This is a genomic window from Sphingomonas agri, assembly GCF_038148795.1.
GTDB classification, from domain to species: domain Bacteria; phylum Pseudomonadota; class Alphaproteobacteria; order Sphingomonadales; family Sphingomonadaceae; genus Sphingomicrobium; species Sphingomicrobium agri.
The window spans coordinates 1,207,665-1,234,562 of the sequence record NZ_JBAPEU010000001.1 but is presented as its reverse complement, the minus strand read 5'-3'; the positions used below and the strand labels follow the sequence as shown (position 1 = coordinate 1,234,562).

Sequence of the window (26,898 nt, the reverse complement as noted above, 5' to 3'; positions counted from 1 at the left end):
AGGTAGCGGCTTGCCCGGCCCAAACAAGACGCTGCAAGCTTCGACTTGATTCTGGACTGAGGTTTTTGGGAAAAGCCTGCCGGGCGCCAAGTTGAACGAATTAGAATCCGCGAAAGACCGAATTTTGGAGCGCCGGTAACGCCAAGCGGTGCGGCGCTCGCGATCACATCTTCCAAACAGCTCGCCCGGTTATTGCCCCATCCTGGAGCTTGTCCGATCCTCATTGGAACCAGTCACCAGCAGTAAGACTTGGCGGCGACCATGGAGCAACCGGGCACGAGATATGTCGAACTTGCCAGGCGATGCCGCATGAGCGCTGCTCGGGCCCTGACGGAGGACAGCCGGACAGCGCTCATCAAGATGGCCGAGGGGTATGAATGTCGGGCCGCAAAGCTGCGTGTGAGCGCGAAGGATCCGCCCCGGGAAGACGAGCGCTAGGACGTCAAGTCCTTGTACACTATTGCCGCTTATTCCGGCAGCTTCAGAACGGCTGAGGTGGGCAGCCTTTCGACCAGTCTGCTCACGAGTTTTTGAACATGCTTTCAGCCCAGTCCCTGTGTCCGTCGCGCTTTTGCAGCGCGCACAATCCAGTCCAGGAACTGGTCCGCGAGAGCCAGGCGCAGCTCGTCAATGAGCCCGCGCTCAGCGGCGCGATCAGGTGCACTTCGTGTGGATGCGTCTGGGTCAGGGACGAACGCGGCACCGGCCATCCGATCGGCACGCTGCGCGAAACCGGAGCGCGGTACGAATGGAAATCACTCTACGCGCGGTGATGATGGTCGCGCTGCCAAAGGTCGCGCGCTAGCGACAGCAAGGTTCGGCACGGGAACTCGCTTCGTCGACATTGAGCGCTTGGGTCCGCAATGGACGAAAATTGCGCCTAAGCCGTTCGTCGCGAATGCTAATCTCGGCCCTTCTAAAAGGCCGTCATGGGCTGGTAGGGCGCCCGCCGAGACTACGTGTAATGCGCGTCTCCGGCCCGGCCTCTGGAGTTGCCCCCCATGCCGGGCCGTTAGACGCGCAGACACCTGGTCCGCATCATGGAGCAGGCGGCTCGCACCGCCTCGTGAGGCAGCGGATCGGGTTTTGCCGCTCAAAAAGACGAAGAGCGGCAGCGCACTGGCGCTGCCGCTCCCCGGAACCCGACTTAGAGCGTCTTAGCCGAGGTGGTTCGACACGTTGTTGAACGTCGTGTTCAGCTTGTTGCCGATGCCCTGCATCGCGCCAATCGCCGCAACGGCGATGAGAGCGGCAATAAGGCCATACTCGATCGCGGTCGCACCTTCGTTGTCGCGGATCAGCTTAAGAAACTTGATCATGATAGACCCCCAAGGAAAGAAGAGCTGGGCCTGAGCCCCGCTCTGTCCTCAATATCGCGCGCGACTGATTGAGATTGTCTTAAGCCGCCTTGAGGCCTCAAACCGGTCCAAGGCACCCAGGCGTCGAAAATACGTCGGCAAATCTTACAAACTTACCGCGCCCCGTTGGGATCAGGATCAGATAGATGGCTGATTTCAGCCATTTTCTTCGTTTGGCACGGTGATTGCTCATAAAAGCGGGTCCACTTGGTTCCACGCCACGAAGGGGCGGTGCAGCGAATTCGCTGCGCCGCCCCTTCTCTTTTCGGTCCGCCCCGTTGGCAGTTCGCCAGGCGCGCTCGAGGCGCGAAGTGGGCTTTTCGTCAGTCGCCGATGGTGCGTCGATGCTAAAAAGAGCCGCAGTTCCTCATGCCTCGACATAGATCGACAACTCGGAATCCGAGCTGGTCGACAGAACCTCGACGAGCGAAAAGCGCTTCTGGAATTTCGGAAGCCACCACTCGGGAGGTCTCACGATCAGGTGCGCATTGCGACCATCGGCGAGCACCTTCTTCGCGGGCCGCGTCGCGATCGTCAGGAAGCCGGCTTTCAGCACCTTTGAACGCAGGTGCCAGAGTACGGCTTTGAAGCATTCGGGCTCGATATGCTCAAGGACGTCGAGGCACGCGACGAAGTCGGCAGGTTCAGGTTCGTTCGGAAAGGTGACGGGGTCATAGTTGGTTACCGGCACATCCGGCATCGCGAGCGCAAGACCGCCCTTCCCGGCGCCATAATCGAGAAGGGTCTTGCAGTCCCTTCGCGACATCAGCGCCCTCACCTGCTCGGCATGCCTGCCGCCATAGGACCCGTAATAGGGCAGCGCATCATGCAGCCGGGCGTTGGCTGCCCGATAAGCCTCGCTGATCAGCACTGCCCTTCCGTAGCAACGCGAAGGCCAATGCCACAAGGCAGCAGGCTGAGACTTTTTGCCGTTGCCGACCAACCTTGCAGATGTACAACCTTCAGAAATGACCGTTTGTGGAAGCTGTCACTGCGGAGATGTCCGCCTGGAAGTTCCCTCGAAGCCGGACTGGGTCGGAAGCTGCAACTGCTCGCTATGCCGCAAGCTCAACTGGCTGGTTGCTTATTACCGGCCCGAAGAGGTGAAAGTGACCGGTAAGACGCAGGCATATGTCTGGGGCGATGAGATGATCGGAATTCACCATTGCCCGCGCTGTGGATGTCTGACCCACTGGGCCACTCTGGGCGAGGATTTTGGCAGGATGGGCATCAACGCTCGCCTCCTCGACGGCTTCAACACCGACGAGGTGGAGACGAGGTTTTTCGACAACGCCGACAAATAGTGGCTCGCGCGCTGCCATCGGCGTTTCTGAGTTCCGCCCGCCAGGGCTAAGAACGGCCAGGTGCACAGGCCAATCGATCCAGCCGCGCGTCATTCGCAGATCCTGAGCGCCCGCGAGGCCGTGAAGGGCGGACGTTTCGAGCTTGCTGCAAGTCTTGCCGGGCAAGTCCTCGCCGATGATCCGGACGATATCGAGGCCCTCGAGATCGGCGCGCTCGCTGCAGGCGGCCTAGGCGACGATGTCGCCGCCGAAGACATGTTGCGCAGGGCAATAAGCGCCGCGAGCGGGCGCCGCTGGCCTTACTCGGACCTGATCCGCCTGCTGCTCAAACTTGGCCGGGAGAGAGAAGCCGAGGAGGTGGCTCGGGAGGCACTTGCGGCGGATGCGAAGAACGCCGACGCACACGCGATGCTGGGCTTCATCATGGCCCGGGCGGAGCGATGGTTCGATGCGGCCGAGGAGCTGGAGCGCGCAATTGCGCTCGCGGGCGCGCACCCCCAACTCCTGACCGGCCTTGGACATGCGCTCCTTCGCCTCGGCCGCCTTGAGGCTGCGCGGGCACCGCTCGAGGGTGCCGTTCGAGCCGATCCCTACGGCCTTCAGCAACTGGCTTACCTCTCGGAGCTGGAGGAACGGCTCGGACGCTTCGAGGAAGCAAGCGCCCAGCTGGCCCGTGCCGAGACGATTGCCAAGGCTTCGGGGACCGACGTCGATCTCCAGCGCTCCGTGCTCCTCGCGCGCATGGGCAAGCCCCTCGAGGCACTCGCGCTTCTCGACCAGAGAGAGGGCCTTCCGGGCGCTGCGCTTCTCCAGCGTGGGCGCCTGCGCGAGCTCGTCGGGCGCTACCAGGAAGCCTGGAACGACTGGACGGAAGGCAAGGCCCTCCTCGCGAGCGCTTCGGCGCGGCAATATGCAGCCGATGAGGTCCGGGCCGAGGCGCAGCAACTCATGGCCTTCTTCACGCGTCCGCAAATTGCTGTCACCGCGCCAGCGGCGCCCCGGAACGAGGTCCCCCAGCCCGTCTTCATCCTTGGTTTTCCGCGCTCAGGGACCACGCTCACCGAGCAGATCCTCGCGAGCCACAGTGCGATCCGGGCCGGCGGCGAATTACCCTTCGGCGCCGAACTGCACGAGCTCGCGATCTCGCTTGCAGGCGGGATCGAGGCCTTTCCCCGGGGGCTTGCGAGCCAGCAAGGCTGGCCGGCTAGGCTTCGCGACCTCTATCTCGCGAGAGCCGAACGATACGGTCTTCTGGGACCCGGCGCTGCGTTCTTCACCGACAAGATGCCTTCAAACGATTTCTGGCTCCCGCTGCTGCGGCTTGCCTTTCCAAAGTCGCCGGTCGTGCTCGTTCGCCGGCACCCGCTCGATGTCCTGACATCCGTCATGGCCCACGACATGACCCACGGCTTCAATTGCGCCTACCGGCTCGAGAACGCGGCAAGACACATGGCGCTCGTCGACGAGCTCATGGACACCTACCGGGCAAGCGGCCTCGGGCCGACCCACGAGACCAGGTACGAGACGCTGGTTGCTGACCAGGCGGGAGAAACGGGGCGCCTGATGAGTGCGATCGGTCTTGCGATGGAGCCGGCGCAGCTTCGCTTCCACGATCGCCGGGAGGTTTCTCCAACGCCCAGTTACGCGCAGGTGAGCAAGCCATTGAACGACCGCTCGATCGGCCGCTGGCGCCATTTTGCCGAGGAGCTTGAACCCGTTCGACCGCTTCTTGGCGGCACCATGAACACCGGCGGTTACGCCGATTGAAGGAGGGCGGCGATTGCCGGCGCATCGTCCGTCAGGAGCTGAACGCTCTTGTTGCCGGGCCGGGCAATCATCCGCACGCCAAGATCGCTGAGCTTATTCTCGTCGATGCGTGCCGGATCCTTGAGGTGAAGCCACAAGCGGCTCGTTGCCCCGCCCGATTCGATGAGATTGTCCTTTCCCCCGAGCGCCTCGTGCCACGACGCTACATCCCCTTGGGGTGCAAGACGAGCTGGACTTTCCTCCTCGTCCGGGAGTGACGACAGCGCGCCCGCCGCCTCGCGCATTTCCATGGCGACGACATCGGCAATCGGGCCAAGGACGACCTGCAGGCCGTTCGCCGACGGCCTCACGAAACCATGGGCGCCGAGCGCGCGCAGGCGACCCTCCGTCACCTTTGACTGGTCCTTGACGATGAGCCGAAGCCTCGTCGTGCAGGCATCGATCGAACCGAGATTGGAGGCGCCCCCGAGCGCTGCAAGGAACTGATCGCCCCGCCCGCCGACCGCCGGCGCATCGCCGATTTCCTCTCCGACCGGTTCGTCCTCGCGGCCCGGCGTCTTGAGGTCGAAGCGGACGATCGCGAACCGGAAAATCCCGTAATAGAGAAGTGCGTAAAACGCGCCGACGGGAAAGAGAAGGAGCGGCCGGGTCGCTTTCGAGAAATTGAGCACATAATCGAAGACGCCCGCCGAGAAACCGAACCCGAGCCTGACGCCAAGGACGTGCATCAGCGCCATCGCCGCACCGGTGAGGACCGCGTGAAAGACAAAGAGCAAGGGTGCAAGAAAGAGGAAGCTGAACTCGATCGGCTCGGTGACGCCGGTCAGGAAGGCTGTCAGCGCCATCGATATCAGCATGCCTGCGACGGCCTTGCGCCGTTCGGGTCTTGCCGAGCGGTACATGGCAAAGCAGGCAGCCGGGAGGCCGAACATCATCACCGGGAAGAAGCCCGACATGAATGCGCCGGCGCTCCGATCGCCAGCGAAGAAACGGTTCAGGTCCCCGGTCGCGCCGTGATAATCCCCGACGATGAACCAGGCGACGTTGTTGAGGACGTGGTGGAGCCCGGTCACCAGCAACAGGCGGTTGAGAACGCCGTAGACGAAGAGTCCCGCATCGCCCGAGCCGATGACGAGGCGCGAGAGACCGTCCATCCCGGCGGTCAGCGTCGCATAGGCGCTTCCCACCAGTGCGGCGATCCCGAGGCCTGCAACGCCCGCAAGGATCGGAACGAAGCGGCGCCCGCCGAAAAAGGCGAGATAGTCCGGCAATTTGATCGTCGCGTAGCGATTATAGGCTCCGCCCGCGACGAGCCCTGAAATGATGCCGAGCGGCACCGAGAGCTTGCCGATGGCCTTGGCCCCCCAGGCGTCCGATGCGACCGGAGCCAAGTCCTTCGAAAGCCCCGCGACGACGTCGGGCGGGACTGTGAGGAGCGTCTGCGCTCCCCTCGTTGCAATGAGGAAGCAGACTGCACCCGCAAGACCTGCTGCTCCATTATTGTCCTTTGCAAGGCCGACGGCGATGCCGATCGCGAAGAGGAGGCCAAGATTGTCGAAAATCGCCGCTCCCGCGGCCTGGACGAAGTCGATGTTCAACAGGTCGGGTTGCCCGAGACGCAGCAGCAGGCCCGCAACCGGGAGAACTGCGATCGGCAGCATAAGTGCCCGCCCGAGCGGCTGAAGCGACTGGATCGAGAGCTTCATTGCAAATCCTCCAGTAGCGGCCGGACAGCGGCCCTGACCGCCTCGGCATCGGGCGCGGCGATCGCTTCGGCTGCGATCTTGCGGCAGTCTTCCAGCCTCAGGTTCCTGACGAGCGCTTTGGTCTCGGCAATTGCCGCGCATGGTACCGATAGCTCGGTGACCCCGAGCCCAAGGAGTATCGGAATGGCCTCGGGCATCGCTGCAAGCCCGCCGCACACGCCAGTAACGCGGCCCTTGCTGCTCGCTCCCGCAGCGGTGTCGGCAATCAGCCGCAGAACCGGGGGCTCAAGCCCGTCCATGAGGCCGGCTACGGCAGGGTTGGTCCGGTCGCGGGCAAGCGCATATTGGCTAAGATCGTTGGTCCCGACCGAGAAGAAGTCCGCTTCCCCGGCAAGCAGCGCTGCCATAAGTGCTGCAGCGGGAGTTTCGATCATTATCCCAAGAGCGGGCTCTTCAGCACCCAGGTCCCGTGCAAGAGATGCAAGAATTGCTCGTGTCTCGCGGATTTCCGCGAGGCTCGAGATCATCGGGAGCATGATCCGCAAGGGCAGCGAACTGCGCACTCCGAGGAGCGCACGGAGCTGCGTTTCGAGAAGGTCGCGGCGGGCGAGCTGCAGGCGGATGCCGCGAAGTCCGAGCGCGGGATTGTCCTCGCGGGCGAGCGGCAGCCAGGGTGCCGGCTTGTCGGCACCGATATCGAGCGTCCGAACGATAAGCGGGCGTTCCCCGAGCACGTCGGCAATGCGCTGGTAGGCATCGCGCTGTTCCTCTTCACCCGGCGGAGCGTCGCGATCGAGGAAAAGGAACTCGGTCCTCAAGAGACCGCAGCCTTCCGCGCCTTCATCGACGGCAAGGGCTGCGTCCGCGACCGAACCGAGATTGGCGAAGACCTCGATGCGCGCCCCGTCTGCAGTCCTTGAAGGTTCGCTTGAACGGGCCCTCGCCGCCTCGCGAAAAGCCCGGCGATCATCGGCCTCGGCCCTCGCGCGGGCGAGCTCTTCATCATCGCCGGCAAGTTCGAGGAGGGCGCCGCGAAGGATGAGCATTGTCCCCTCGTCTATCTCAAGGACCTCCTCGCCAAGGCCGACGATCATCGGAAGGCCAAGGCCCGCCGCAATGATCGCGGCATGGGAGGTAGCGCCGCCCGCAGCCGTCGCGATCCCCGCGATTGCGTAGCCGGCGACTGACTTCAGCTGCGAGGGATAGAGGTTCTCGGCAAGGAGGATCGAGCCTTCGGGCGGCCTTGGCCCCGTCTCGACCGGTGCGCCGGCGAGCTCGGCAAGGATCCTGCGCTCAAGGTCCCTTAAGTCATCGAGGCGCTCGGCAAACCTGGGATCGCTCGACCTTTTGAGAGGTTCGGCGAATATCCTCATCGCCTCGGCCCAGGCGAACGCTGCACTCTTTCCTCTCGCGATCAGCAGCTGCGCGGCGCCGTCAAGTTCAGGGTCCGCGACCATCGCCAGATGAGCCGAGGCAATTGCAGCGCCCGGTCCCTTGCCTTGGGCCTCGACCTTCAGCGCCTCTTCGACGCGCGCCCGTGCATCGGCGAGCGCGCTGCGCTCTTCACCGGGATCGGCAGCGCTTTCGGAATATGCGATCCGCGGTTCCTCGAAGCGCCAGGCGGGTCCGATTGCAAGGCCCGGGACTGCCGCGGTGCCGAGGAACTTGCCGGGTGTCTTCATCGGGACGTCAGGAACGGGAGCGGCAACAGCCTGGAGCTCGCCCATTCCGCCCTCGAGAAGCTCGGCAAGGGCAGCAACCGCTTCTTCCGCCTCGGGGCCTCCTCCCTCGATGACGAACTCGGCCCCGTGGCGAAGACCAAGGCCGAGCATTGCGACGGGCGACCGAGCCGCGGCACGGCGGCCGTCTCCGGCCACGATCTCGACGTTTGCGTCAAACTCTCCAGCGAGCTTTGAAAGGCGTGCGGCGGGCCGCGCGTGAAGACCGTGGGCAAGGAGCAGCCGAAGCGGGCGCGACGTCGTTGCCGGAGAAGTCTCCTGGCTTGCCTGCGCGCCGCCGACGGGCTCGAGCGTCAGAAGCATGTCGCCTGGAGCGATCGGGCCTTCGCAGGCAAGCGATGCAATGCGAAAGGCATCGCCGTTCGTGACGATGACCGGAGTTGCAAGGCTCGGGGCGCGGCGCGCAACGAGGTCGAGATCGAACTCAATCAGCCTGTCGCCCGCCTCGACCCGGTCACCCTCGCTGACCGCTGCAAGAAAACCGACGCCCCCGAGCGCAACGGTATCGATGCCCACGTGAACGAGCAGCACTGGCCCCTCGTCGAGCTCGAGGGTGACGGCATGGCCCGAGGAGTGGATGGACCGAACGGTCCCGGCCGCTGGAGCAAGAAGAAGCCCGGCGACGGGATCGATCGCCATCCCCTCCCCGAGCATCCGCTCGCTGAAGACCGGATCAGGCACCTTGTCGAGAGACATGGCCCAGCCTGAAAGCGGGCTCCCGATTTTGATCATTGGAGCGTCAGTCGGTCGAGCACCCAGAAAGGATCAGGCCCCTTCTGGGTAAAGGTCATGCAAAGGTCCGCATCACTGCTCGGCCCGGCGATAAGCCCCTCGACCTGCGCAGCGCCGGATGTGCCGGCCGCGGATTGAAGGGGGATCGAGGCGACTAGCGGTCCGTCGCATCCCCGCCTCACTTCGAGTTCGCCGGCAGGTGTCGAAGGCGGGCGAAAGACGATCTTCTTGATATCCTCGCCGATCGAGAAGTTGAACGGAAGCCTTCCGACCTCGGCGACGATGCGCCGCGTTCCTGAAAGCGGCGCTCCCCGCCAGATCCAGCATGGATGCATGATGTCGACCCAGTGCACCTTGCGCTCGCCCTTTGGAGGTCCGTCGTCCTCGAGGCGAAGTGGAATGGCATTGCCGCACAATTCCATCTCGCTTGCGCTGCGCGTCCGTGCAAGGCCAGGCCCGATCACCCAGCGTTTGGCCTCCCCAAGCGGCGTCTGATCCTCGAACGCCTGCGCGCTGAGGACTGTGCCGGGGGAGAGCTTCAGAGGCTTGCGATACTGGGGTGAACCAGCGTTCGGGCTGGAGCCATCGATGGTGTAGCGGAGCGTCCCGATCGACGCCGGTTGGCTGATTGCCGCGGTCACCGCGCCCTCGCCCTCCCCGAACACCGCGAGCGGTTCAAGAGGCGTCGAGTCAAATCGCTCGCCGAGCCGCTTCCAGCGGTCCATGGCGGCAAGGAGGCGGGGAGCAAATGAGAGCCAGTCCTTCTTGGGGTTCGACCATGCGACCTCGCCAAGGATTGCAGTCCGCGGCCAGAGCATGCGGTCTGCATAATCGAGCGTCCGGACATGTTCGGTCCAGAGGTTCGCCTGGAGCCCCAGGATACGACCGCGCTCCTTGGGGCCGATCCCTGGCGGCAGGGGATCAAAATCGTAGAGCTCGCGCCAGGAGATGATTTCGCCGCGCCCGGGAGGTTCATCGGCAGAGGGGCTCTGGATGTGGTCGAGATAGAGGATCGGCGAGGCTGCAAGGACGGCGTCATGGCCCGACTTTGCAGCAGTGACTGCTCCATCGACCCCGTGCCATGACATGACGACCGCATTTGCCGGGACCTTGCCGCCGAGGATCTCGTCCCAGCCCACCAGCCGCCGACCGCGGCTTGCAAGATAGGTCCCGACGCGCGCGGTGAACCAGGCCTGCAGCGCATCTTCGTCCTTGAGGCCGAGCGCCTTGATCTTCGCCTGGACGGCAGGACTGGCCCGCCACTCGTCCTTCACCGCTTCATCGCCCCCGACATGGATGAAGGGCCCGGGAAAGAGCGCCATCACCTCGTCGAGCACGTTCTCGACGAAGGTGAACGTGTCGTCGGAAGGATTGAGAAGATTGGGAAGGATGCCCCAGTCGCTGCTCGGCGAAACCGGCGGCGCGGATGTGGAGGCAAGCGCTGGATAGGCAGCAATGATGGCTGTCGCGTGCCCGGGCATGTCGATCTCCGGAACGATCGTCACGTGGTGGGCCGCGGCGAACCGGACGAGCTCGCGGACTTCCTTCTTGGTGTAGAAGCCCCCGTATCTGATCGGCTTGCCCGTCTCTGGATCGATGCCGGCGGCGCCTGCTTCCTGGCGCCATGCACCGATACTCGTGAGGCGCGGATAGCGGTCGATCTCAATCCGCCAGCCCTGGTCGTCGCTGAGGTGCCAGTGGAGGACGTTGAGCTTTGCAGCGCTCATGCGGTCGATGAGTTTTTTTATATAGGAAACAGGCTGCATGTGCCGGGCGGAATCGAGCATGACGCCGCGCCAGGAAAATGCGGGATGATCATCGATGACGGCCGACGGGATGCTTCGTTGGACGCCGCCCGAGACCATCAGCTGGAACAGCGTCTCGGCGCCATAATAGAGACCTGCATCGCTCGAGGCCTCGATGTTGACGCCGTCAGGAGCAACAGTGAGGCGATAGCCTTCCGGGGCTGCGATGCTTTTACTTCGCCGGAAGCGGATCCTCCCGCTCTTGGCGAACCCCAGCTCATGCATTCCGCTTGCACCAAGGAGCGCATTGAGACGCTCGGCGGCGGCACGTTCCCCCGGGCCCCGGGCAACGAGCAGCGCGCCGGCGGAGACGAAGCTCCCTTTGGCAGGCACGATCGAACTTGGCATCGGAAGGAGCGGCAATGGTGTTGCATTCGCCGCCGTCATGCCAAGCGACACGGCGGCGGCGAAGGCAACAAGACGCATCAATCCTCCCGGGGACTGGTTCGGACGAACTCTGTCAGAACGTGACTTTTGCGCCAACCCAGAAGGTTCGACCATTGTTGTAATAGGCGCGCGGGATCGTCGGATCGCCCACGAAATAATAGAGCTTTCGATTGGTGAGGTTCTGGGCGTCGGCGGTGAGGGCGATATTCTTCGTCACGTTGACGACGAGCGAGCCGTCGAGCGTTCCGAAATTGCCCTGCCACATCGGCGTCGACCGATCGATGCCGCTGCGGAACTTCGAGCGGAAGGTATAGGCTAGACGGGCGCTCAGGAGTGCATTTTCGAAATAGGCCGTCACGTTGTACGTGTTCTTCGAATTCCCATCGATGACGCCGCCACCCTTCGCCTTCGCATCGGCATAGGTGTAGTTGGCGATCACGCCGAAACCGTAGGCGATCGGTTGCTGCCAGTTGATCTCGAAGCCCTTGTTGTGGCCTCCCGGCCCGTTGACGGGGCCCGTCACCGCAAAATTGGCACCTTGCGGATGCTGCTGGGTGATGAGGAAGACGGTGCTTTGCGCAGTCGTGATGTAGGACGAGATGTCGAGGTAGAAGAGGTTGACGGAGAGCAGAGCCTGCTTTCCGTAATACCACTCGGCCGCAAGGTTGTAGTCCCACGCACGGAAGGGCTTGAGACGCGGGTTGCCGCCTGCGTTGGCCGTGAGTGCAAGGTCGCTCGCGGTAAAGGCGCCTGCGAGCTGCGCATAGCCGGGCCGCGACATGACCCGCGCTGCACCGGCCCGAAGGAGCAGGTTCGGCTGGACGCTATAGATGACGTTGGCGCTCGGGAGGATGTCCCAGTAGCGGTTCTTCGTCGTTACCGTTCCGCAGGTCGCGCAGAAGATCGTGACCGCGTTCGCAGTGGTCGCGTTGGGCGAATATTGAAGAGTGTCGAGATCGGTGTGGACGGCCCTGACGCCGAGGTTTCCGCGCCAGTGACTGTCATCGTCGAAGCGCGCCATCGCGTAGAGCGCCTCGGTCTTCTCCTTCACTGCAAAGCTCGCCTGCGGATAGAATGCGAAGGTTCGTCCGCCGTTCGTCGCGAGCTCCTGGAGGACCTTGTTCTGGTCGGCGAATGAATAGGGCTGCACGCCGATCAGCCCGTTGCCATAGTTCGACGGGGTGACGCCGCCGCCAAAGACGGTCCCAAGATTGACGAGCTGGGTGCCCGAGAAGAGCCCGTTTCCGGGCCACGCATAAGCGGTATAGTCGAGCGAGCGCTTGTGATCCGTGTAGCGCCCGCCAACGATGATGGACTTGAGGAAACTGTTGTCGAACTTGTACTCAAGATCGGCGCGCCCGTAGAACTCCCGGTCCGGCGAAATGATCTTTCCGCCCCACGACCAGCTGTAGAAATTGTTGAGATAGGCGGGCGAGGTGAAGTCGGTCGGAAGGCCTGGATAGGTGACCGTCGCGCCCCTGCCGGTGAACTGGTAGCCAACGCCGGTGTGCCAGTAGGTCTCCCAGGCGTAAGTGTCGCTCGTTGCGCCCTTGCCCTTGGTATAGCCGATCTGGCCGCTCAGCCTCAGCCGGTCGCTGACGTTCCAGGTCGCATCGGCATTGATGTCGAAGGTGGATGAATAGGCCTGGCGGAAGATGTCGTCCTGGACCCTGCCGTTGAGCGGCCCCCCGCTCGCAGTCGTGTTGTTCCAGTTCGCCGCGGTCAGATAGCCGTTGGTGATCGTGAACGAAGAGAGCGCATAGCCAGGCGTTCCGGGCGTCGAATTGGCGCCAAGGACGTTGGAGATCCAGGCCATCGAGTTTCGGTTGACGTTGTTCGCGTCCATCCTCGAATAGAGACCGTTAAGGTCGAGCTCGAAATTGCTGGACGGCCGGAACTGGACGGCGAGCGTACCGCCCTTGCGGACGCGCTTCTGGGTAAAATAGGCCGAGCCGATGAGGATCGGAGCGGTTACCGTCTGGCCCGTGTTGTTGAAGTTGGCGACGTTCGTATAGCCAAGGAACTCCTGGCCATCGCGGCGGAAATAGCGCTCCTGGTAGAAGCCGGTCGCAAGTACGCCGAACGTCCCTGAGCCATTCTTCCAGCTTGCAAGGCCCGAAACCTGCGGCGCCCACTTCTTGGCAAGGTCGTTGTAATTGCCCTGCGCGGTGATGCTGATGCTGCCCGAGGGAAGCTCGAGCGGCATCCGGCTGATGACATTGACCGTTCCTCCAACGCCGCCTTCGGGAAGATCGGCCTCACTCGCCTTGTAGACTTCCAGCCGCCCGACAATTTCGGACGGCAGCAGGCTATAGTCGAAGCTGCGCCCGCCAGCCGTCTGGTCGAGGACGAACCAGTCGCCGGTCGCGATGCCGTGACCGTCGAGGAGCGTGAGATTGAGAGCGGGATCGGTGCCCCGGATGGAGACCGACTGATTTTCGCCGAAGCCGCCGGCATTGGCCGAGCCCGTGACGACATTGACGCCGGTGAGGCGCCCGAGCGAGTCGGCCACATTCTTATCAGGGAACTTGCCGATGTCCTGGGCGGTGACGACCTCCGAGACGATGTCGGAACGGCGCTTGCGGTCGAGCGACGCCTGGATCGATGCCCGGATGCCGGTGATGATGATCTGGTCCGGCTGGCCGGTGGTACCCGTACGCACCTGAGCTGGTCCGACCTGCCCCTCGATCTGGCCGGGAGTGACCTTGGGCTGGGGCTTGGTGTCGCTGCTGGTCGTCGTCTCCTGCGCGCTTGCTGCGCTTGCCATCGAGAGCGCCAAAGCACTTGCGGTGCAGCCGAGAATCGCCTTGCGCAGCTTGTAATTGACTTCGGACATCGCCTTCCCCCTCATGAAGACCTTCAATTGGACCGGACCAAAGTACGACCAAATATGCGGCAGCCACGGACGACGCAGACGAACGTCCGTCGGCTGAACATCTGCATTTAGCCGCCAAACGCAGACCAATTGCAATACCAAAAATAACACCAATGCAAATTTGTCGCAATTTGGTATTGAAATGGACTTAGCGACGCTTCAAAGTAAGAAGGGCAAAAGGAAGGTCGATGTTCGTCGAACGGGTGGGAAAACTCGACAGCGCGAGCGGTGCGCCGCTCTACCTGCAGCTGCAGCGGGTCCTCCGCTCGGCTATCGAGCGCAACGTCCTTGCACCCGATGAAGCGCTGCCGCCCGAGCGCGACCTAGCCGACGCCTACAAGGTCTCCCGAGTAACGGTGAGGAAGGCGCTTGACGGACTGGTCCATGCACGGCTGCTGACGAGGCGCCAGGGCGCCGGAACCTTCGTTGCCGCCCGAGTCGAAAAGAATTTCGCGACCATCTCCTCCTTCACCGAGGACATGCTCTCGCGCGGTCGGCAGCCTCACAGCGAATGGATCTCGAAGGGCGAAGGGACGGTCATGCCCGAAGAATCGCTCGCGCTTGGCCTTGGCCCCGGTTCACCCGTCTACCGCCTCGTGCGCATCCGCTATGCGGACGGACAGTCGATGGCGCTCGAGCATGCAACCGTGCCCAAGGATTCGCTGAGCTCGGTGGAGGCGGTGGGCGAGTCGCTCTACGACGCGCTTGGCGACGCGCGGCCAGTTCGAGTGCTCCAGCGCCTTCGCGCGGTTCTCTTCACTCCCGAACAGGCGGAACTGCTGGGCATTGAACCGGGGGATCCGGGCCTCGAGATCGAGCGGCGGGGCTTTGCTGCCGACGGGCGCACGGTCGAGTTCACCAAGTCCTACTATCGCGGCGACGCCTACGACTTTGTTGCCGAACTGAGTGTTGCGCGCGGCTAGGAACCAATGAGCACCGGTCGATCCTTGCCGAGCAGCGCCGCGCCGGAACAGACGATGATGTTCGCCGAGGCGCGGGAAGCCCCCGAGGTCGTGCGCCGCCAGCTGGCGAGCAGCGGAGAACTGGTCACCCGGCTCGCAGCGCACCTCCGCGCTCAAACGCCGCGTGCGATCGTGACGCTGGCGCGCGGAAGCTCGGACCATGCGGCGACCTTTGCCCGCTACCTCGTCGAAACCCGCGCGGGCGTCCTTGCAAGTTCCCTGTCGCCCTCGGTCGGTTCGATCTACGGCGCCATGCCCGATTTGGCCGGGACTGTGGTCCTTGCGATTTCGCAGTCCGGACGAAGCCCCGACCTCGTGAATGCAGCGCGGCAGGCAAAAGCGAGCGGCGCGCTTCTCGTCGGGCTCGTCAACGAGGAGGGATCGCCGCTCGCGGAACTCGCCGACTACTTCATTCCCCTCGACGCCGGCCCCGAGCGATCCGTCGCCGCCTCCAAGTCGTTCATTGCGAGCCTTTCGGCCATCCTTCATCTCCTTTCGGCCTGGACGGGCGAAAAGGATGTCGATGCTGCCTTGTCGATCCTTGCCGACAAGCTCGAAATGGCCTGGGCCCTCGACTGGAGCGAGGCGCTCGGGAAGCTCGAGAACGCGGGCGCCATGTACGTCGCGGCGCGCGGTCACGGGCTCGGGATCGCCCAGGAAGCAGCGCTCAAATTCAAGGAGACCTGCGGCATTCACGCCGAGGCATTCAGTGCTGCAGAGCTTCGCCACGGGCCGATGGCGGTCGTCAGGAAGGGATTTCCAGTGCTTCTCTTTGGACAGGCCGACAAGAGCCTGCCCGGCGTTCTGGAACTTGCACGCGAGCTTCAGGACCGGGGGGCAAGCCTCATGAGTGCAGGGGTCGAAGGAGCGCCGGGCATCCAGCTGCCCGCCCTCAAGGTCGATCCGTTGATTGCCCCGGTGCTTGAAATCCTCAGCTTCTACCGGCTCGCCAACGGCCTGGCGCTCGCACGAGGGCGCGATCCCGATCGCCCTCCCCATCTTGCCAAAGTGACCGAGACGGTCTGATGAAAACGGCGCTTGCAAATGGCCGCGTGCTGCTCCCCGACGGAAGGCTCGAAGAGCTTTGCGTCGTGGTCGAGGGCGAGCGCATCGGCGCGATCTGCGAGCAGCCTCCCGCGGATGCCGAAGTCTTCGACCTTGGCGGCGAACTCCTTGTTCCAGGCTTCATCGACGTCCAGGTGAACGGCGGAGGCGGACGCCTCTTCAACGACGACCCCTCGGCCGAGACGATTGCCGTCATGGCGGCAGCTCACCGGCGGTTCGGCACCACCGGAATGCTTCCGACGCTCATCAGCGATGATTTCTCCGTGATCGAGCTGGCGATCGCTGCAGTCGACCAGGCGATCGAGAGCGGAATGAAGAACGTCCTCGGGATCCACATCGAGGGGCCCTTCCTCAGCCGCACCAGGCGCGGCATTCACCTCGCATCGATGCTGCAGCAGTTCGACGACCGCTTCGTCGAGATGCTTTCCTCGGTGCGCAACGGGCGAACCCTCCTGACGCTTGCTCCCGAATGCATCACTCCAGCCCAGATCTCGCGGCTGGTCGAGGCGGGAGTGATCGTCTCGGCCGGTCATTCGGACGCCAGTTACGAGACGGTCCGCGCCGCGATCGATGCCGGGATGACGGGCTTCACCCACCTCTTCAATGCAATGTCGCAGCTCACCAACCGGGCTCCGGGGATGGTCGGCGCGGCGCTCGAGGACCGGAGCACCTTTGCCGGGATCATCGTTGACGGCCACCATCTTCATCCGGCGACCTTCCGCGTGGGCCTCCAGGCAAAGGGCACCGATCATCTGATGCTCGTCACCGATGCCATGTCGACGGCCGGAGCGGAGGACGACGACTTCATGCTCCAGGGCCGGGCGATACGCCGGGAGGGCGACAGGCTCGTCAGCAGCGACGGTGTCCTTGCAGGCTCCACGCTCACCATGGCCGCAGCAATTTCAAACGCCCTCCAGCAGGGACGGCTTGACCTTGGCTCCGCGGTCAAGATGGCGACGAGCACGCCTGCGCGGTTCCTGGGACTTGGCGGCGAGACCGGCAAAATCGAAACCGGCTTTCGCGCAGACCTCGTCGCGATGAAGGAAGATTTCAGCGTGGTGAGGACCTGGGTCGCCGGCTCGCCCGGCTAGACCGGTCCTGGACCAGGAACCGACCTCGACGCTCGGCACTCACCGCGAGGTCGGCCACTCCCTCGCTTCTGTCACCGCCACTGGCGCTGCCTCGCCGCCCGTTCCTGCGCCGCGTCGAAGGGCTCTCCCTTCATCGTGGTTTCGACCATGTCGGCAAGGCCGGGCTCCATGCCTCCGGCCATCCGATAATCGCCCGCCTGGCCTTCCGGCGCTCCGAACAGGCCGCGGACCCGCCATTTATCCGATTGCCTGCAGGCAAGCCCCGTCGAGGCCCTGGTGATGAACGTGCGGCAGATCGCGCCCCCTCCTTCGCGAAAGGTCATGCCGATGCGGACGTCGCCGCGGGGTGCGCTCGCAAGCTCCGTATCGAGGGCATGGCGAAGGCCCGCATTGGCGTAGAGCTTGCTGTCCTCGACGCTCACGGGCGCCATATCCGCCGGCCGCGATGCCATCGTGCCAACGAGGATGCCGACTGCAAGGCTGGCAGCCATTGCACCCAATTGGATCGCGATCGGGAAGCGGCGCGCCTCGCGGGCCTGTTTAGCCTTGCCGAAGTCGACCACCGTTGCCGGCGCGCGACTTCTCGCCGCGGCGACCAGCGTGTCGGGCAACGGCTCGCTTAGGAGCGGGTCAAATGCTCCCCTCAACTTCTGCTGCATTGCACGGTGCTCCGCCGCCCTGGCGGAGAGCCCGGGATCCGCTGCAACTTCGGCCTCGACCATCGCCGCCTGCGCGGGATCGAGCTCACCGTCGAGCCAGGCAAAGAAAGTCTCGTCGCTTACCATGTCATTCGCCCAACAGCTGGAGGAGCGCGGCGCGGCCTCGGACAACCCGGCTCGAGACCGTCCCTATCGGAAGCCCCAGAATTTCCGAGCATTCCCGGTAGCCGACGCCCTCGACCAGGATGAGGGCCACAATTTCGCGCTGCTCGTGCGGCAGCCGCTGCATCGCCGCCATGGCCTTGGCAAGATCGATCCCCGCCTCGATTGCTCCGCGTGGATCCTCGCCAATCCGTTCCGCCTCCTCGACGGGCGCATGCAGATCTTCCCTTCGCCCGCGGGCGCGGACGGTGTCGATCCACAGGTTGCGCATGATCTTGTAGAGCCAGCTGTCCAGCCGCGTGTCCGGCACCCACTGCGATTGCGAGCGCAGCGCCCGCTCGATCGTTGCCTGAGTGAGATCGTCGGCATCGGCCGAATTGCGCGACAGCGCGTGCGCAAACCGCCGAAGCCGCGGAAGCAGCGCCGTTAGTCCATCCTCGAACGAAAGAGCAGAATCCATTGAGCTCCATGGGGATGAAACGGCGGAGCCTGTACGTTTCATCCATGGGACGGATGATAAAGAGGGTCACGAATGTCCAGATTTGCGCGTTATCTTCTTTGCACGGCGATCATGATCACCGCCGGTGCGGGCGCCGCCGGAGCGCAGCTGCTGGGGCAATTGTCGCTGCCACCGGTTGCACTTCCTGCGCCGGCGGGAAATCTGCCGATTGCCGGGCCTGCGCTGCAGGATGTGCTGGGCCGTCCGCAAGTGCAGCAGCAGGTCGTCCGCCCCACCCTCGACACGGTCGAAGGCTTGCCCGCCTCGGTTGCGGAATCCGGGCCTTCGAGCCTTATGGAGCTGCGCAGATTGCGGCTCCAGGAGCTGATCAGGGATAACCCCAAGGAGCTCGAGGCAGATGATCGAAACCAGCCGGTGCGCCGCGGCGTCATTGTCCTTGCCGATCCTGATCCAGCGGAACTCCAGCTCGCAACACGTGCCGGATTTGCAATTGTCGGGCAGGACGTCGAGCCGGCGCTCGCGATGCGTACCGTGACGCTCGCGATCCCGCCGCGGACCAATGTCCGCGAGGCGCTCAAGCGCCTTCGTTCGCTCGCGCCCGGGCTCGAGGCCGATTACGACCACCTGTTCGAGCCTGCCGGCGGTTCGCTCCTTCCGCTGAACGCGAGCCTCGCATCGGTCGCCGGCGCAGGAAATGACCGTGCGATCGGCATGATCGACGGGGCTGTCGGGTCTCATCCCTCATTGGCGGGCGCTGCGATCGAGCAGAACGGATTTGCAGGACCGCCCAAGCCCACCGGCCACGGAACGGCTGTCGCATCGTTGCTAGTGGGCAGTGACGGGCCCTTCCGCGGAGCAGCACCGGGCGCACACCTCTATGTCGCGGATGTCTATGGCGGGAACCGTGCAGCAGGATCGGCCTCGGCTGTCGTGCGGGCGCTCGGGTGGCTCGCCGCAAAGCGGGCACAAGTGATCAACATCAGCCTGGTCGGTCCACCGAACATGATCGTCTCCCGCGCGATCAATGCGGTGCAGCGTCGGGGCATTCGGGTCGTCGCGGCAGTCGGCAACGACGGCCCGGCCGCACCTCCGCAATATCCCGCTTCCTACCCCGGCGTCATCGCTGTCACTGCAGTGGATGGCAAAGGCCGCGCACTTCCCGAAGCCGGCAGGCCGGTGCACCTTGATTTTGCAGCGCCCGGCGCGGACATGGCCGCCGCCCTGCCGGGCCGAGGCTATTCGCGGGTCCGCGGCACCAGCTTTGCCGCCCCGCTCGCTGCAGCGCGCCTCATCCTCGATGGCTCGCCCGATCGCCTGGCCTCGGAAGCGCGCCCCGGGAAAGGGCGGGTCGGCAGGGGTATCGTCTGCTTCGAGTGCCGCGTCGAACCGAGGCTCGTCGGCGCCAGATAGACGGGATGAAAGGGACGGCCGGTGTCGTTCTCCATTCAGTGGGGCTCAAAAATGCCTCCACTCGAAAAGGAGAACATCAGGATGAAAAAGCTCATTCTCATTGCCGGCACGGCGCTGGCGGTCACTGCTTCCCCGGCGGCAGCACAGCTGCTCGGCGGCGTGACCGGCGCGGTGAGCGGCGCAATGAACGGCTCGCTCGGGGGCTCGCTCGGTGCCAATGTCGGCAATACGCTCGGCGGTGTCGGCAATCTCACGGGTGATCTCTCGAATAGCGTGAGCGGAATTGCAAATGGCTCCGCGGGCGCCTCCGGCAGCCACTCGGTGGATGCCCGTAACGGCTCTGCAAGCGGGAATGTCGGCCTTGCAGGAACGATTACCGGCGCCGTCAGCTCGGTCACTTCGGCCACGGCGGCCGGCACCGGCATCAATTCCGCCAGTAACGGTTCGGGTAACGCATCGGTCGACAAGAATGTCGGCTTTGGCGTCCAGGGCGTCGGTACCAACCAGGCAGCAGCTCTCGCCGGACAGGCGGTTGCTGCAGGTAACGGCGCTCTTGGGAACCTAGGAAACGGCGGTTCTCTCAGCGCCAGCGGAAATGGCTCGGCCAATGGCTCTGGCTCGGCGAGCGCGCAGGCGCATCGCCATCGTGGATCGCAGGATCGCCGCTAGGCCAGTGACGAAGCCAAACTGAACCAGCGGCGCAAGTTGGCCCGCCCCCTGACACTCCTCCAGGGGGGCGGGCCTTTCAGGCGGGCAAGCCGCTTTTTCCAAAGGCCTCTCAAGAAATGAGCTACTATCGTCTCTACTTCCTCAACGCTGGCGGCGGCATTGAGAACTTCCGCGAGTTCGAGGCTCCAAACGATCTCTATGCGCTTCAGCAAGCCGTCCAGTGGCGCGGGCCAGGAGCGATGGAGCTCTGGTCCGGAGCACGCAAGCTGAGGGACTGGGACGCACCAGCCCCCGTTTCCTCCAGGCTCTAGGTTTGGTTCCTGGGCGCGCTCAAATCTTGGTGAGTTCGGCGAGTTCGTTTTTCCTCGACGTCCCAAGCGACGCCGACCAGCATAAAGGCATCGTCGCGGCTCAATCCCTTCGTGCGCGCAAGCGCCCGGGAGCCGAACGGACGCTCGCACCATGCTCCTGAGTGCTTTGGTCTTCGAGGCAGGCTATGCCCGGGCCTCTTGGGAAGGTTGGTGACGACATGGCGAGGCTCGTCTTTGGAATGAACCAGTCACTCGACGGCATTGTCGATCACACGGCATTTGCGCCCGGCCCCGTGCTCTTCCGGCATTTCATCGAACAGGCGCGCGAACAGGCCGGGAGCATCTATGGCCGCAACCTCTACGAGGTCATGCGTTACTGGGACGAAGACCATCCTGAGCTGGATGCCGCGGAACGCGACTTCGCTGCCGCCTGGCGGCGCCAGCCTAAGTGGGTGGTATCGCGCTCGTTGAAATCGGTCGGACCCAACGCGACGCTAATTGCGGATGACCTCGAGGGGACGGTGAGGCAGCTCAAGGCCGAGGTCGCCGGCGAGATCGAAGTGGGAGGGCCTGATCTTGCCCAAAGCCTGACCGACCTTGGCCTCATTGATGAGTATCGGATCTACCTCCACCCCGTCGTTGTCGGCGGCGGCAAGCGCTTCTTTACGGGCTCACCGCCGCGGCTGCGCCTCACCGGCAGCGATCAGGTCGGCGAGGACGTGGTGAGATTGACTTACGTTCCCGCCTGAGTGGAGCGCCCATCGAACGGGATCGAGCGCGCGCTAGCTCGAGTGGAACCGGACGACAGGGCAAGGGCGCCGGTTCGAAAGCGAAGCTAGGGCCTACCAAAATCGAATGAAAGGCCGCCATGGTCGCCTGCCCTCCAGGCGATCTGTCCGAGCAGCGAGCGCTCACCGACTTTCAACAGGACATCGGTGCCAGCGGAGGGAAGCTCGCGGCCCAGAAGCCTGGCACCGGTTATGGAAAGATCCTGGATCAGCACGGAACTGGACCCGCCGATGAAGAGCGCAGATCCCAGAATGCCGACTGGCCGGCGCTTGAGCCACCGGCGCCCTCTTGGGCCATCCATGCGCTTACCGAATTTTGACAAGGGCAACCTCCTCGACTTGCACCTGCAGTCTCAACGAAGCTGCTCGAGGTCAATCGAGGCTTGGCGTCCTGTACGATAGCGGGACAAGCCTCGGCTGCGCGATGGGGCTTGGCCCGCGCCTCCTGATTGGCCGCCGAGCCTAGGCGCCGCTTGCTCCCTCAATGAGGTCCATGAAATTACGCGCCGCCTCGCGATCTGCCTCGGTTTCGAAGACTACGTCGAGGTCAGGTGCCGATCCGAGCGTATGCAGGAGGGCCCAGAGCGCGAACCGCTCGCCGCGATCCTTTGTTAGACCGAGGTCAACTTGCATGTGTTCGATGCCCGCGCTGAGAGCTTCGGGGGGAACCGCCTCGAGGCCTGCAACGCCGAAATAGCGGCGAATGAGATCATCCAAATTCATCGTGACATCCTGGGCCGGACCATCCGCCGGGCGATTGACTGAAGCAAACATCGCTCCTGCATAGCTGCCGCCCGTGAACAACAGTTGTCCTTGGGAGTTGGCTCGTCACCCGCTTGGCAATTGAAGGACAATCCCATGGATCGAGAGGCAATTGCGTCAGGCCGCTCGATCTTCCCGACCTTCTTCATGACCGGCTTTGAGTGTTCGACGTTCGTCTGGAAAGACCGCGAGCGCAAGGATTACGTCGCTGCAACCGGTCATGACCGCCATCTCGAAAGGGACTTCGCGGCTGCGATGGATCTGGGGGTGGGTGTGGTCCGCGAGGCCATCCGTTGGCCGCAAGTCGATCTCGGCAATGGGCGCTATGATTGGTCGAGCGTCAAGGCAGTCCAGGACGCCGCGACCGGTTGCAAGATCACGCCCATCTGGGATCTGTGTCACTATGGCCTACCCGACGGCTGCGACCCATTCTCGCAGGAATGCCTCGATCGGTTCGTCGACTATTGCCGTGCCGCGGCCCGGTTCGTCACGAGCACCGCCCAAGGCCCGTATTTCTTCACGCCAATCAACGAAATCACTTTCTTTTCCGCAGCTGCGAGCGACCTCGAATGGATGTACCCATTCGCCAAGGGGCGCGAAGGCGAGCTGAAACGCGCGCTGTGCCGCATGGCGATCGAGGGAGTGAAAGCCATTCGGGAAGTCGATCGGCAGGCCCGGATGGTCCACGTCGATCCGATCGTTCACGCGGTGCCGCCGCCCGACCGTCCGGACCTCGCTGAAGAGGCTCGCGAGGAAGAGCATCAAAAAGCGTATGAGGCATGGGACATTCTTTGTGGCCGCCTCGCGCCCGAGCTCGGCGGCTCTCCCGAGATCCTCGATATCGTCGGCGTGAATGTCTACAACTACAGCCAGGTCCAGCTGGACGGCGACAAGAAGCGCGAAACGCTCGGCCCGCGCGACCCCCGTCGCAAGCCGCTAAGCGAGCTGCTGAAGTTCGCATGGGAGCGTTTTGGACGGCCGATCATCATCGGCGAGACCAGTGGCTTTCAGGACAATCGCGCAGACTGGCTCCGAATGACGATGGAAGAGTCGCTGAAGGCAATCAACGACGGCGTCGATCTGCACGGAGTGTGCCTCTATCCGTTCGTCGACGTGCCCGACTGGTGGACCCACAATTGGGCCAAGATCGGCATTTATGACGTTGCCGACAAGGTTAGCTTCGAGCGGGTACCCTGCGATCCCTACATCGCCGAGCTCCGCGATTGGCAACAGCGCCTCGACCAACCCGAAAACGTCGAGCCCGGTGGCTACGGTCACCACTGGGGCCGGGTACAGCTGGAGGACGTGCGCCGCTATGCCGCAACGTGGGAGCGGCAAGCTTCACCCGAAGCTGTGCGCGCCTGAACCCGTCCGCTTGCGAGTAGCTCGCGGGCGTCCGCAGCGGCGTTGGTATTGATAGGCCGGCACGGTCAAAAGTAACCGAGGTGCAAGACGCCCACGACCACGAGGCGCGGCGCTAAGAAATGGCAACCGCTTCAAAAGCGTGGCATCGACTGCGTGGATGGCTGGGGCATCCAAGGGGGAACCAATGAACAACAAGATCACCGCATGGGCTCTGGTGAGCTGCTTGACCTTGGAGGCATGTTCGTCCCGTCCGCGCGATTTCACGCCGACACTGGCATCGCCAAGCGCGAACCAGGCGGATTTTGAAGCGGCCTATGCAAGCTGCCACCAACAACTAGTCGCGGGCAAGCTGGACTCGAGCGTGCGCAGTGGATCGTTGGGTGCTGGTGCCGGAGCTGGTGCTGGAACCGCCGCGGTGGGCGGGACGGCCGCCGCCGTGGCCGGCGGATGGGGCGGAGTTGCACTCGCGAGTGCGACGGTGGTCTTGCTCCCTTTCGCGGTGATCGGTGGGGCCTGGGGCATGTCCCGTGCGAAGCGCGCCAAGAAGGAGCGGGCCATCAAGACCGCGCTTACGGGATGCCTTCAAGAGCACGGTTTCCAAGTCGCCGGCTGGTCAAAAACAATTGGCAAGCCGGTTGTTGTTCATTCCGGGCCTTTTGCAAAATAGTCCCGTTCGGCTTCTCCGGCGCCTAGCCATCGATCGGGGATTCGGAAACCGTCCTCGGAAGTGGACGAGAGCTCAGACTGAGCGATAACAGTCGGTCAGCTCGTCGCATTGTCGTTTATCGTTTGAGCGAGACTGTTAAGGCTGACTTCCGTCGTCGCGACCGAGTCGAAGCGTTCGACGGACCTGTTATTGCCCGCCATTCCGGTTGGTCGCGGCCCGGCGCCGGTCCCGCCGGCCGGCCTCCAGCCAAGCGAGGCAACCCATGCCATTCATCACAACCAAAGACGGCGCGCAGATCTTCTACAAGGACTGGGGGCCGAGGGATGGCCAGCCGATCGTGTTCCACCACGGCTGGCCCCTGAGTGCAGATGACTGGGACAACCAGCTGATGTTCTTCCGGGCAAAGGGCTACCGGGTGATCGCTCACGACCGCCGCGGCCACGGCCGGTCCGAGCAGACCGAGGGCGGCAACGATATGGATACCTATGCATCCGACGTTGCTGAACTGGTCTCCAAACTTGATCTCAAGAATGCAATCCATGTCGGCCATTCGACGGGCGGCGGCGAAGTTACCCGCTACGTCGCACGCCACGGAAAGGGGCGGGTCGCCAAGGCCGTTTTGATAGATGCAGTGCCGCCCGTCATGGTCAAAAAAGAGTCAAATCCGGGCGGGACGCCGATCGAAATCTTTGACGGATATCGAGCGGCGCTCGCCAGCAACCGGGCGCAGCTTTATCTCGATGTTCCGACGGGCCCTTTCTATGGCTTCAATCGTCCGGGTGCGAAGGTGTCTGAAGGCCTCATCCGCAACTGGTGGCGACAGAGCATGATGGGAAGCGTTCAGGCCGGCTACGAATGCATCAAGGCATTCTCCGAGACCGACTTCACCGAGGATCTGAAGTCAATCGACGTATCGGTGCTGGTGATCCACAGCGAGGATGACCAGATCGTGCCTTACGCGGATTCGGCTCCGCTAACGGCCAAGCTGCTGAAGAACGGCACGCTCAAGACCTACAAGGACCTGCCGCACGGTTGCTGCCAGACGCATCCTGACCTCATCAATGCCGATCTGCTCGCATTCATCCGCGGCGAGCCGGTCGGAGAGGATCGTGCGACGACAACGGCGAGGGCAGAGCCGGCCCTCACTGAATAAGGGGCATGATGCCGGGCCGCGCATCGCGGCCCGGCATCGCCGTTTTTCCGCTTCCGCTTCCCCTGGCTGGGAGAAATATCATGAGGATTGTCGTCATTGGAGGGACCGGCCTGATCGGTTCCAAAGTCGTGGCGAAACTGAAGCAGCAAGGTCATGAGGCGATTGCTGCTGCGCCGAATACAGGAGTTGATACGATCACCGGCAAAGGATTGGCCGAAGCTCTCGACCGCGCCGATGTCGTCGTGGATGTCTCCAATTCACCCTCGTTTGAAGATCGGGCGGCGATGGAATTCTTTCAGACTTCAGCGCGGAACTTGCGCGACGCCGAGCAAAATGCAGCTGTTCGCCATCATGTGGCCCTATCCGTCGTCGGGACGGATCGCCTGCAGGGCAGCGGTTATTTCCGCGCGAAGCTCGCCCAGGAGCAGGTAATCGAGGCGTCAGCCATTCCTTATACGCTGATCCATGCGACGCAGTTCTTCGAATTCATTCGTTCAATTGCCGAAGTGTCGACCGTCGACGGAATGGTGCGGCTCCCGCCCGTCAAGTTCCAGCCGGTCGCGGCAGAGGACGTGGCGAGCGAGATCGTACGGGCTGCGGTCGCGAACCCTGCAAATGCCCTCATCGAAATTGCGGGGCCAGAGACCTTAAGGTTCGACGAGGCCGTCGCGAAGGTACTCAAATATGATCAAGATCCGCGCCCGGTGATCGCCGATCGGTCAGCACGCTATTATGGCGTCGAGATCGCAGACGCGACCCTCGTTCCGGGCCCGAACGCGCGGCTCGGCTCAACGACACTCGACTGGTGGCTGACGCACGTTCCCGCACCCCCGAAGCGTAGTAACGAAGCACGAGTTCCGGAGCCCGCCCACTCGGCAAACTGAGCGAGCCTGGAGCGATCAAGGAGATAAATCGATGGAACTCGATTATCCGCTCGACGCCCGTCAGAAGATGGGTGCACACGCCTTCGCCGGTATCACCGTCCCGGATACGCCCGTAATCAGGAGCGCGATCGAGTATGCACGGCGGAAGTGCGAACCTTATCTTTTCAATCACGTCATGCGGTCCTGGCTGTTCGCGGTTCGCCTCGGACAGCTGAAGAGCATCCCCCACGACCCGGAAATCCTCGCCGTCGGGACGCTCCTTCACGATGTCACACTCAACGAATCCTACGCGGGACCACGCCGGTTCGAGGTTGAAGCTGCCGATCTTGTGCGGTCATTCGCTTCCGAAGCAGGCATGGACGATCGACGTGCAGGGTTGATCTGGGACTGCGTTGCGCTGAACTCGACGCCCTCCATTGGTCTCTACAAGCAGCCGGAAGTGGCTTTGTGCACGAGCGGCATCGGCCTCGACGTCGTCGGTTTCGAGTTCGATCAGCTGCCCTCTAGCGAGATAGCCGCCATCGTTGCCGAGTATCCAAGGCTTGCGATGAAACAACGTTTCGTCCGTTGCTTCACGCACTTTGCGGCGACGCATCCGGAAACGAGCTACGACAATTTCGTGCGAGACTTCGGGGAACGCTTCGTTTCGGGATACCACGCACCGTCGGCGGTCGACTGGGTTTTGAACGCCCCGTTCAAAGAATAGAAGACCTCGCCTGCGCGTGCACCGACATTAATCGAGCCGTCGTGAGCAATTTATCCTCACAAATCCTTGGTTGGTCCAAGTTTCTCGCCCGTTCGCCACTGGTCGCAGGAC

General features: G+C 63.4%; 27 protein-coding genes. 16 read left to right on the top strand and 11 right to left on the bottom strand.

Annotation, left to right across the window (positions count from 1 at the left end; genetic code table 11):
- Positions 1-309 precede the first annotated feature (309 nt).
- Together V8192_RS06145 and V8192_RS06140 are read left to right on the top strand one after the other, a co-directional pair.
- A complete protein-coding gene (locus V8192_RS06145; RefSeq protein WP_341632163.1) occupies positions 310-438 on the top strand; it encodes a hypothetical protein in 129 nt (42 codons plus the stop codon).
- A gap of 92 nt (positions 439-530) precedes the next feature.
- Positions 531-773 (top strand): hypothetical protein, encoded by a 243-nt coding sequence (locus V8192_RS06140; protein WP_341632162.1) that lies wholly within the window; start codon positions 531-533, stop codon positions 771-773.
- 384 nt (positions 774-1,157) lie between these two features.
- On the opposite strand, the gene V8192_RS06135 is transcribed toward V8192_RS06140, so the two are convergent.
- Both V8192_RS06135 and V8192_RS06130 read right to left on the bottom strand, forming a co-directional pair.
- A complete protein-coding gene (locus V8192_RS06135) occupies positions 1,158-1,319 on the bottom strand; it encodes a Flp family type IVb pilin (RefSeq protein WP_373276318.1) in 162 nt (53 codons plus the stop codon).
- Between the two features lie 406 nt (positions 1,320-1,725).
- Positions 1,726-2,229: a methyltransferase domain-containing protein gene (locus V8192_RS06130; RefSeq protein ID WP_341632161.1), complete on the bottom strand. Its 504-nt coding sequence runs from the start codon at positions 2,227-2,229 to the stop codon at positions 1,726-1,728.
- 97 nt (positions 2,230-2,326) lie between these two features.
- Between V8192_RS06130 and V8192_RS06125 the strand changes: the two genes are divergently transcribed.
- Entirely contained in the window at positions 2,327-2,662 is a 336-nt protein-coding gene (locus V8192_RS06125) for a GFA family protein (RefSeq protein WP_341632160.1), read from the top strand.
- 60 nt (positions 2,663-2,722) lie between these two features.
- Entirely contained in the window at positions 2,723-4,429 is a 1,707-nt protein-coding gene (locus tag V8192_RS06120; RefSeq protein WP_341632159.1) for a tetratricopeptide repeat-containing sulfotransferase family protein, read from the top strand.
- Here the strand turns inward: V8192_RS06120 and nagE are convergent.
- Genes nagE through V8192_RS06100 form a run of 4 tightly spaced genes read right to left on the bottom strand, consistent with a single transcriptional unit; the run spans position 4,417 to position 13,634 of the window.
- Positions 4,417-6,135, bottom strand: coding sequence for an N-acetylglucosamine-specific PTS transporter subunit IIBC (gene nagE, locus V8192_RS06115; protein ID WP_341632158.1), 1,719 nt, complete (start codon positions 6,133-6,135; stop codon positions 4,417-4,419). The two genes, V8192_RS06120 and nagE, sit on opposite strands and share 13 nt — an antisense overlap.
- A complete protein-coding gene (gene ptsP, locus V8192_RS06110) occupies positions 6,132-8,606 on the bottom strand; it encodes a phosphoenolpyruvate--protein phosphotransferase (RefSeq protein ID WP_341632157.1) in 2,475 nt (824 codons plus the stop codon). Before ptsP ends, nagE begins: the two co-directional genes overlap by 4 nt.
- The gene (locus V8192_RS06105; protein ID WP_341632156.1) at positions 8,603-10,837 is read right to left on the bottom strand and encodes a beta-N-acetylhexosaminidase; all 2,235 of its coding nucleotides are present in this window, start codon (positions 10,835-10,837) and stop codon (positions 8,603-8,605) included. The genes ptsP and V8192_RS06105 overlap by 4 nt, the downstream gene beginning before the upstream one ends.
- Positions 10,838-10,871: 34 nt before the next feature.
- A complete protein-coding gene (locus V8192_RS06100; RefSeq protein ID WP_341632155.1) occupies positions 10,872-13,634 on the bottom strand; it encodes a TonB-dependent receptor in 2,763 nt (920 codons plus the stop codon).
- Between the two features lie 227 nt (positions 13,635-13,861).
- On the opposite strand from V8192_RS06100, the gene V8192_RS06095 reads away from it, so the two are divergent.
- Genes V8192_RS06095 through nagA form a run of 3 tightly spaced genes read left to right on the top strand, consistent with a single transcriptional unit; the run spans position 13,862 to position 16,791 of the window.
- Entirely contained in the window at positions 13,862-14,596 is a 735-nt protein-coding gene (locus V8192_RS06095) for a GntR family transcriptional regulator (RefSeq protein ID WP_341632154.1), read from the top strand.
- Between the two features lie 6 nt (positions 14,597-14,602).
- Positions 14,603-15,661 (top strand): SIS domain-containing protein, encoded by a 1,059-nt coding sequence (locus V8192_RS06090; protein ID WP_341632153.1) that lies wholly within the window; start codon positions 14,603-14,605, stop codon positions 15,659-15,661.
- The gene (gene nagA, locus V8192_RS06085; RefSeq protein ID WP_341632152.1) at positions 15,661-16,791 is read left to right on the top strand and encodes an N-acetylglucosamine-6-phosphate deacetylase; all 1,131 of its coding nucleotides are present in this window, start codon (positions 15,661-15,663) and stop codon (positions 16,789-16,791) included. Before V8192_RS06090 ends, nagA begins: the two co-directional genes overlap by 1 nt.
- 71 nt (positions 16,792-16,862) lie before the next feature.
- Here nagA and V8192_RS06080 read toward each other — a convergent pair whose 3' ends face one another.
- Positions 16,863-17,576 (bottom strand): anti-sigma factor family protein, encoded by a 714-nt coding sequence (locus V8192_RS06080; RefSeq protein ID WP_341632151.1) that lies wholly within the window; start codon positions 17,574-17,576, stop codon positions 16,863-16,865.
- Between the two features lies 1 nt (position 17,577).
- Entirely contained in the window at positions 17,578-18,072 is a 495-nt protein-coding gene (locus V8192_RS06075) for an RNA polymerase sigma factor (RefSeq protein ID WP_341632150.1), read from the bottom strand.
- Between the two features lie 72 nt (positions 18,073-18,144).
- On the opposite strand from V8192_RS06075, the gene V8192_RS06070 reads away from it, so the two are divergent.
- The 4 genes from V8192_RS06070 (at position 18,145) to V8192_RS06055 (ending at position 21,211) form a co-directional block, all read left to right on the top strand.
- On the top strand, positions 18,145-19,482 hold the full coding sequence (locus tag V8192_RS06070; RefSeq protein ID WP_341632149.1) for a S8 family serine peptidase: 1,338 nt from the start codon (positions 18,145-18,147) through the stop codon (positions 19,480-19,482).
- An 81-nt stretch (positions 19,483-19,563) separates the two neighbouring features.
- Positions 19,564-20,151, top strand: a complete 588-nt coding sequence (locus V8192_RS06065) for a hypothetical protein (RefSeq protein WP_341632148.1) — start codon at positions 19,564-19,566, stop codon at positions 20,149-20,151.
- 116 nt (positions 20,152-20,267) lie between these two features.
- The gene (locus V8192_RS06060; protein WP_341632147.1) at positions 20,268-20,462 is read left to right on the top strand and encodes a hypothetical protein; all 195 of its coding nucleotides are present in this window, start codon (positions 20,268-20,270) and stop codon (positions 20,460-20,462) included.
- A gap of 185 nt (positions 20,463-20,647) precedes the next feature.
- A complete protein-coding gene (locus V8192_RS06055) occupies positions 20,648-21,211 on the top strand; it encodes a dihydrofolate reductase family protein (protein ID WP_341632146.1) in 564 nt (187 codons plus the stop codon).
- Positions 21,212-21,297: 86 nt separating this feature from the next.
- Here V8192_RS06055 and V8192_RS06050 read toward each other — a convergent pair whose 3' ends face one another.
- Positions 21,298-21,573, bottom strand: a complete 276-nt coding sequence (locus V8192_RS06050) for a hypothetical protein (protein WP_341632145.1) — start codon at positions 21,571-21,573, stop codon at positions 21,298-21,300.
- 139 nt (positions 21,574-21,712) lie between these two features.
- Entirely contained in the window at positions 21,713-21,973 is a 261-nt protein-coding gene (locus V8192_RS06045; RefSeq protein ID WP_341632144.1) for a hypothetical protein, read from the bottom strand.
- A gap of 135 nt (positions 21,974-22,108) precedes the next feature.
- Here V8192_RS06045 and V8192_RS06040 point away from each other — a divergent pair, with 135 nt between their 5' ends.
- A complete protein-coding gene (locus tag V8192_RS06040) occupies positions 22,109-23,377 on the top strand; it encodes a glycoside hydrolase family 1 protein (RefSeq protein WP_341632143.1) in 1,269 nt (422 codons plus the stop codon).
- Positions 23,378-23,561: 184 nt separating this feature from the next.
- The gene (locus tag V8192_RS06035; RefSeq protein ID WP_341632142.1) at positions 23,562-24,044 is read left to right on the top strand and encodes a hypothetical protein; all 483 of its coding nucleotides are present in this window, start codon (positions 23,562-23,564) and stop codon (positions 24,042-24,044) included.
- 95 nt (positions 24,045-24,139) lie between these two features.
- Here V8192_RS06035 and V8192_RS06030 read toward each other — a convergent pair whose 3' ends face one another.
- The gene (locus tag V8192_RS06030) at positions 24,140-24,313 is read right to left on the bottom strand and encodes a hypothetical protein (RefSeq protein WP_341632141.1); all 174 of its coding nucleotides are present in this window, start codon (positions 24,311-24,313) and stop codon (positions 24,140-24,142) included.
- On the opposite strand from V8192_RS06030, the gene V8192_RS06025 reads away from it, so the two are divergent.
- The 3 genes from V8192_RS06025 to V8192_RS06015 all read left to right on the top strand — a co-directional run bounded on the left by V8192_RS06025 (position 24,307) and on the right by V8192_RS06015 (position 26,787).
- Positions 24,307-25,197, top strand: coding sequence for an alpha/beta fold hydrolase (locus tag V8192_RS06025; RefSeq protein ID WP_341632140.1), 891 nt, complete (start codon positions 24,307-24,309; stop codon positions 25,195-25,197). The genes V8192_RS06030 and V8192_RS06025 overlap by 7 nt on opposite strands.
- Before the next feature lie 80 nt (positions 25,198-25,277).
- Positions 25,278-26,081 (top strand): SDR family oxidoreductase, encoded by an 804-nt coding sequence (locus V8192_RS06020; protein WP_341632139.1) that lies wholly within the window; start codon positions 25,278-25,280, stop codon positions 26,079-26,081.
- Positions 26,082-26,112: 31 nt separating this feature from the next.
- The gene (locus V8192_RS06015) at positions 26,113-26,787 is read left to right on the top strand and encodes an HD domain-containing protein (RefSeq protein ID WP_341632138.1); all 675 of its coding nucleotides are present in this window, start codon (positions 26,113-26,115) and stop codon (positions 26,785-26,787) included.
- Positions 26,788-26,898: the final 111 nt, after the last annotated feature.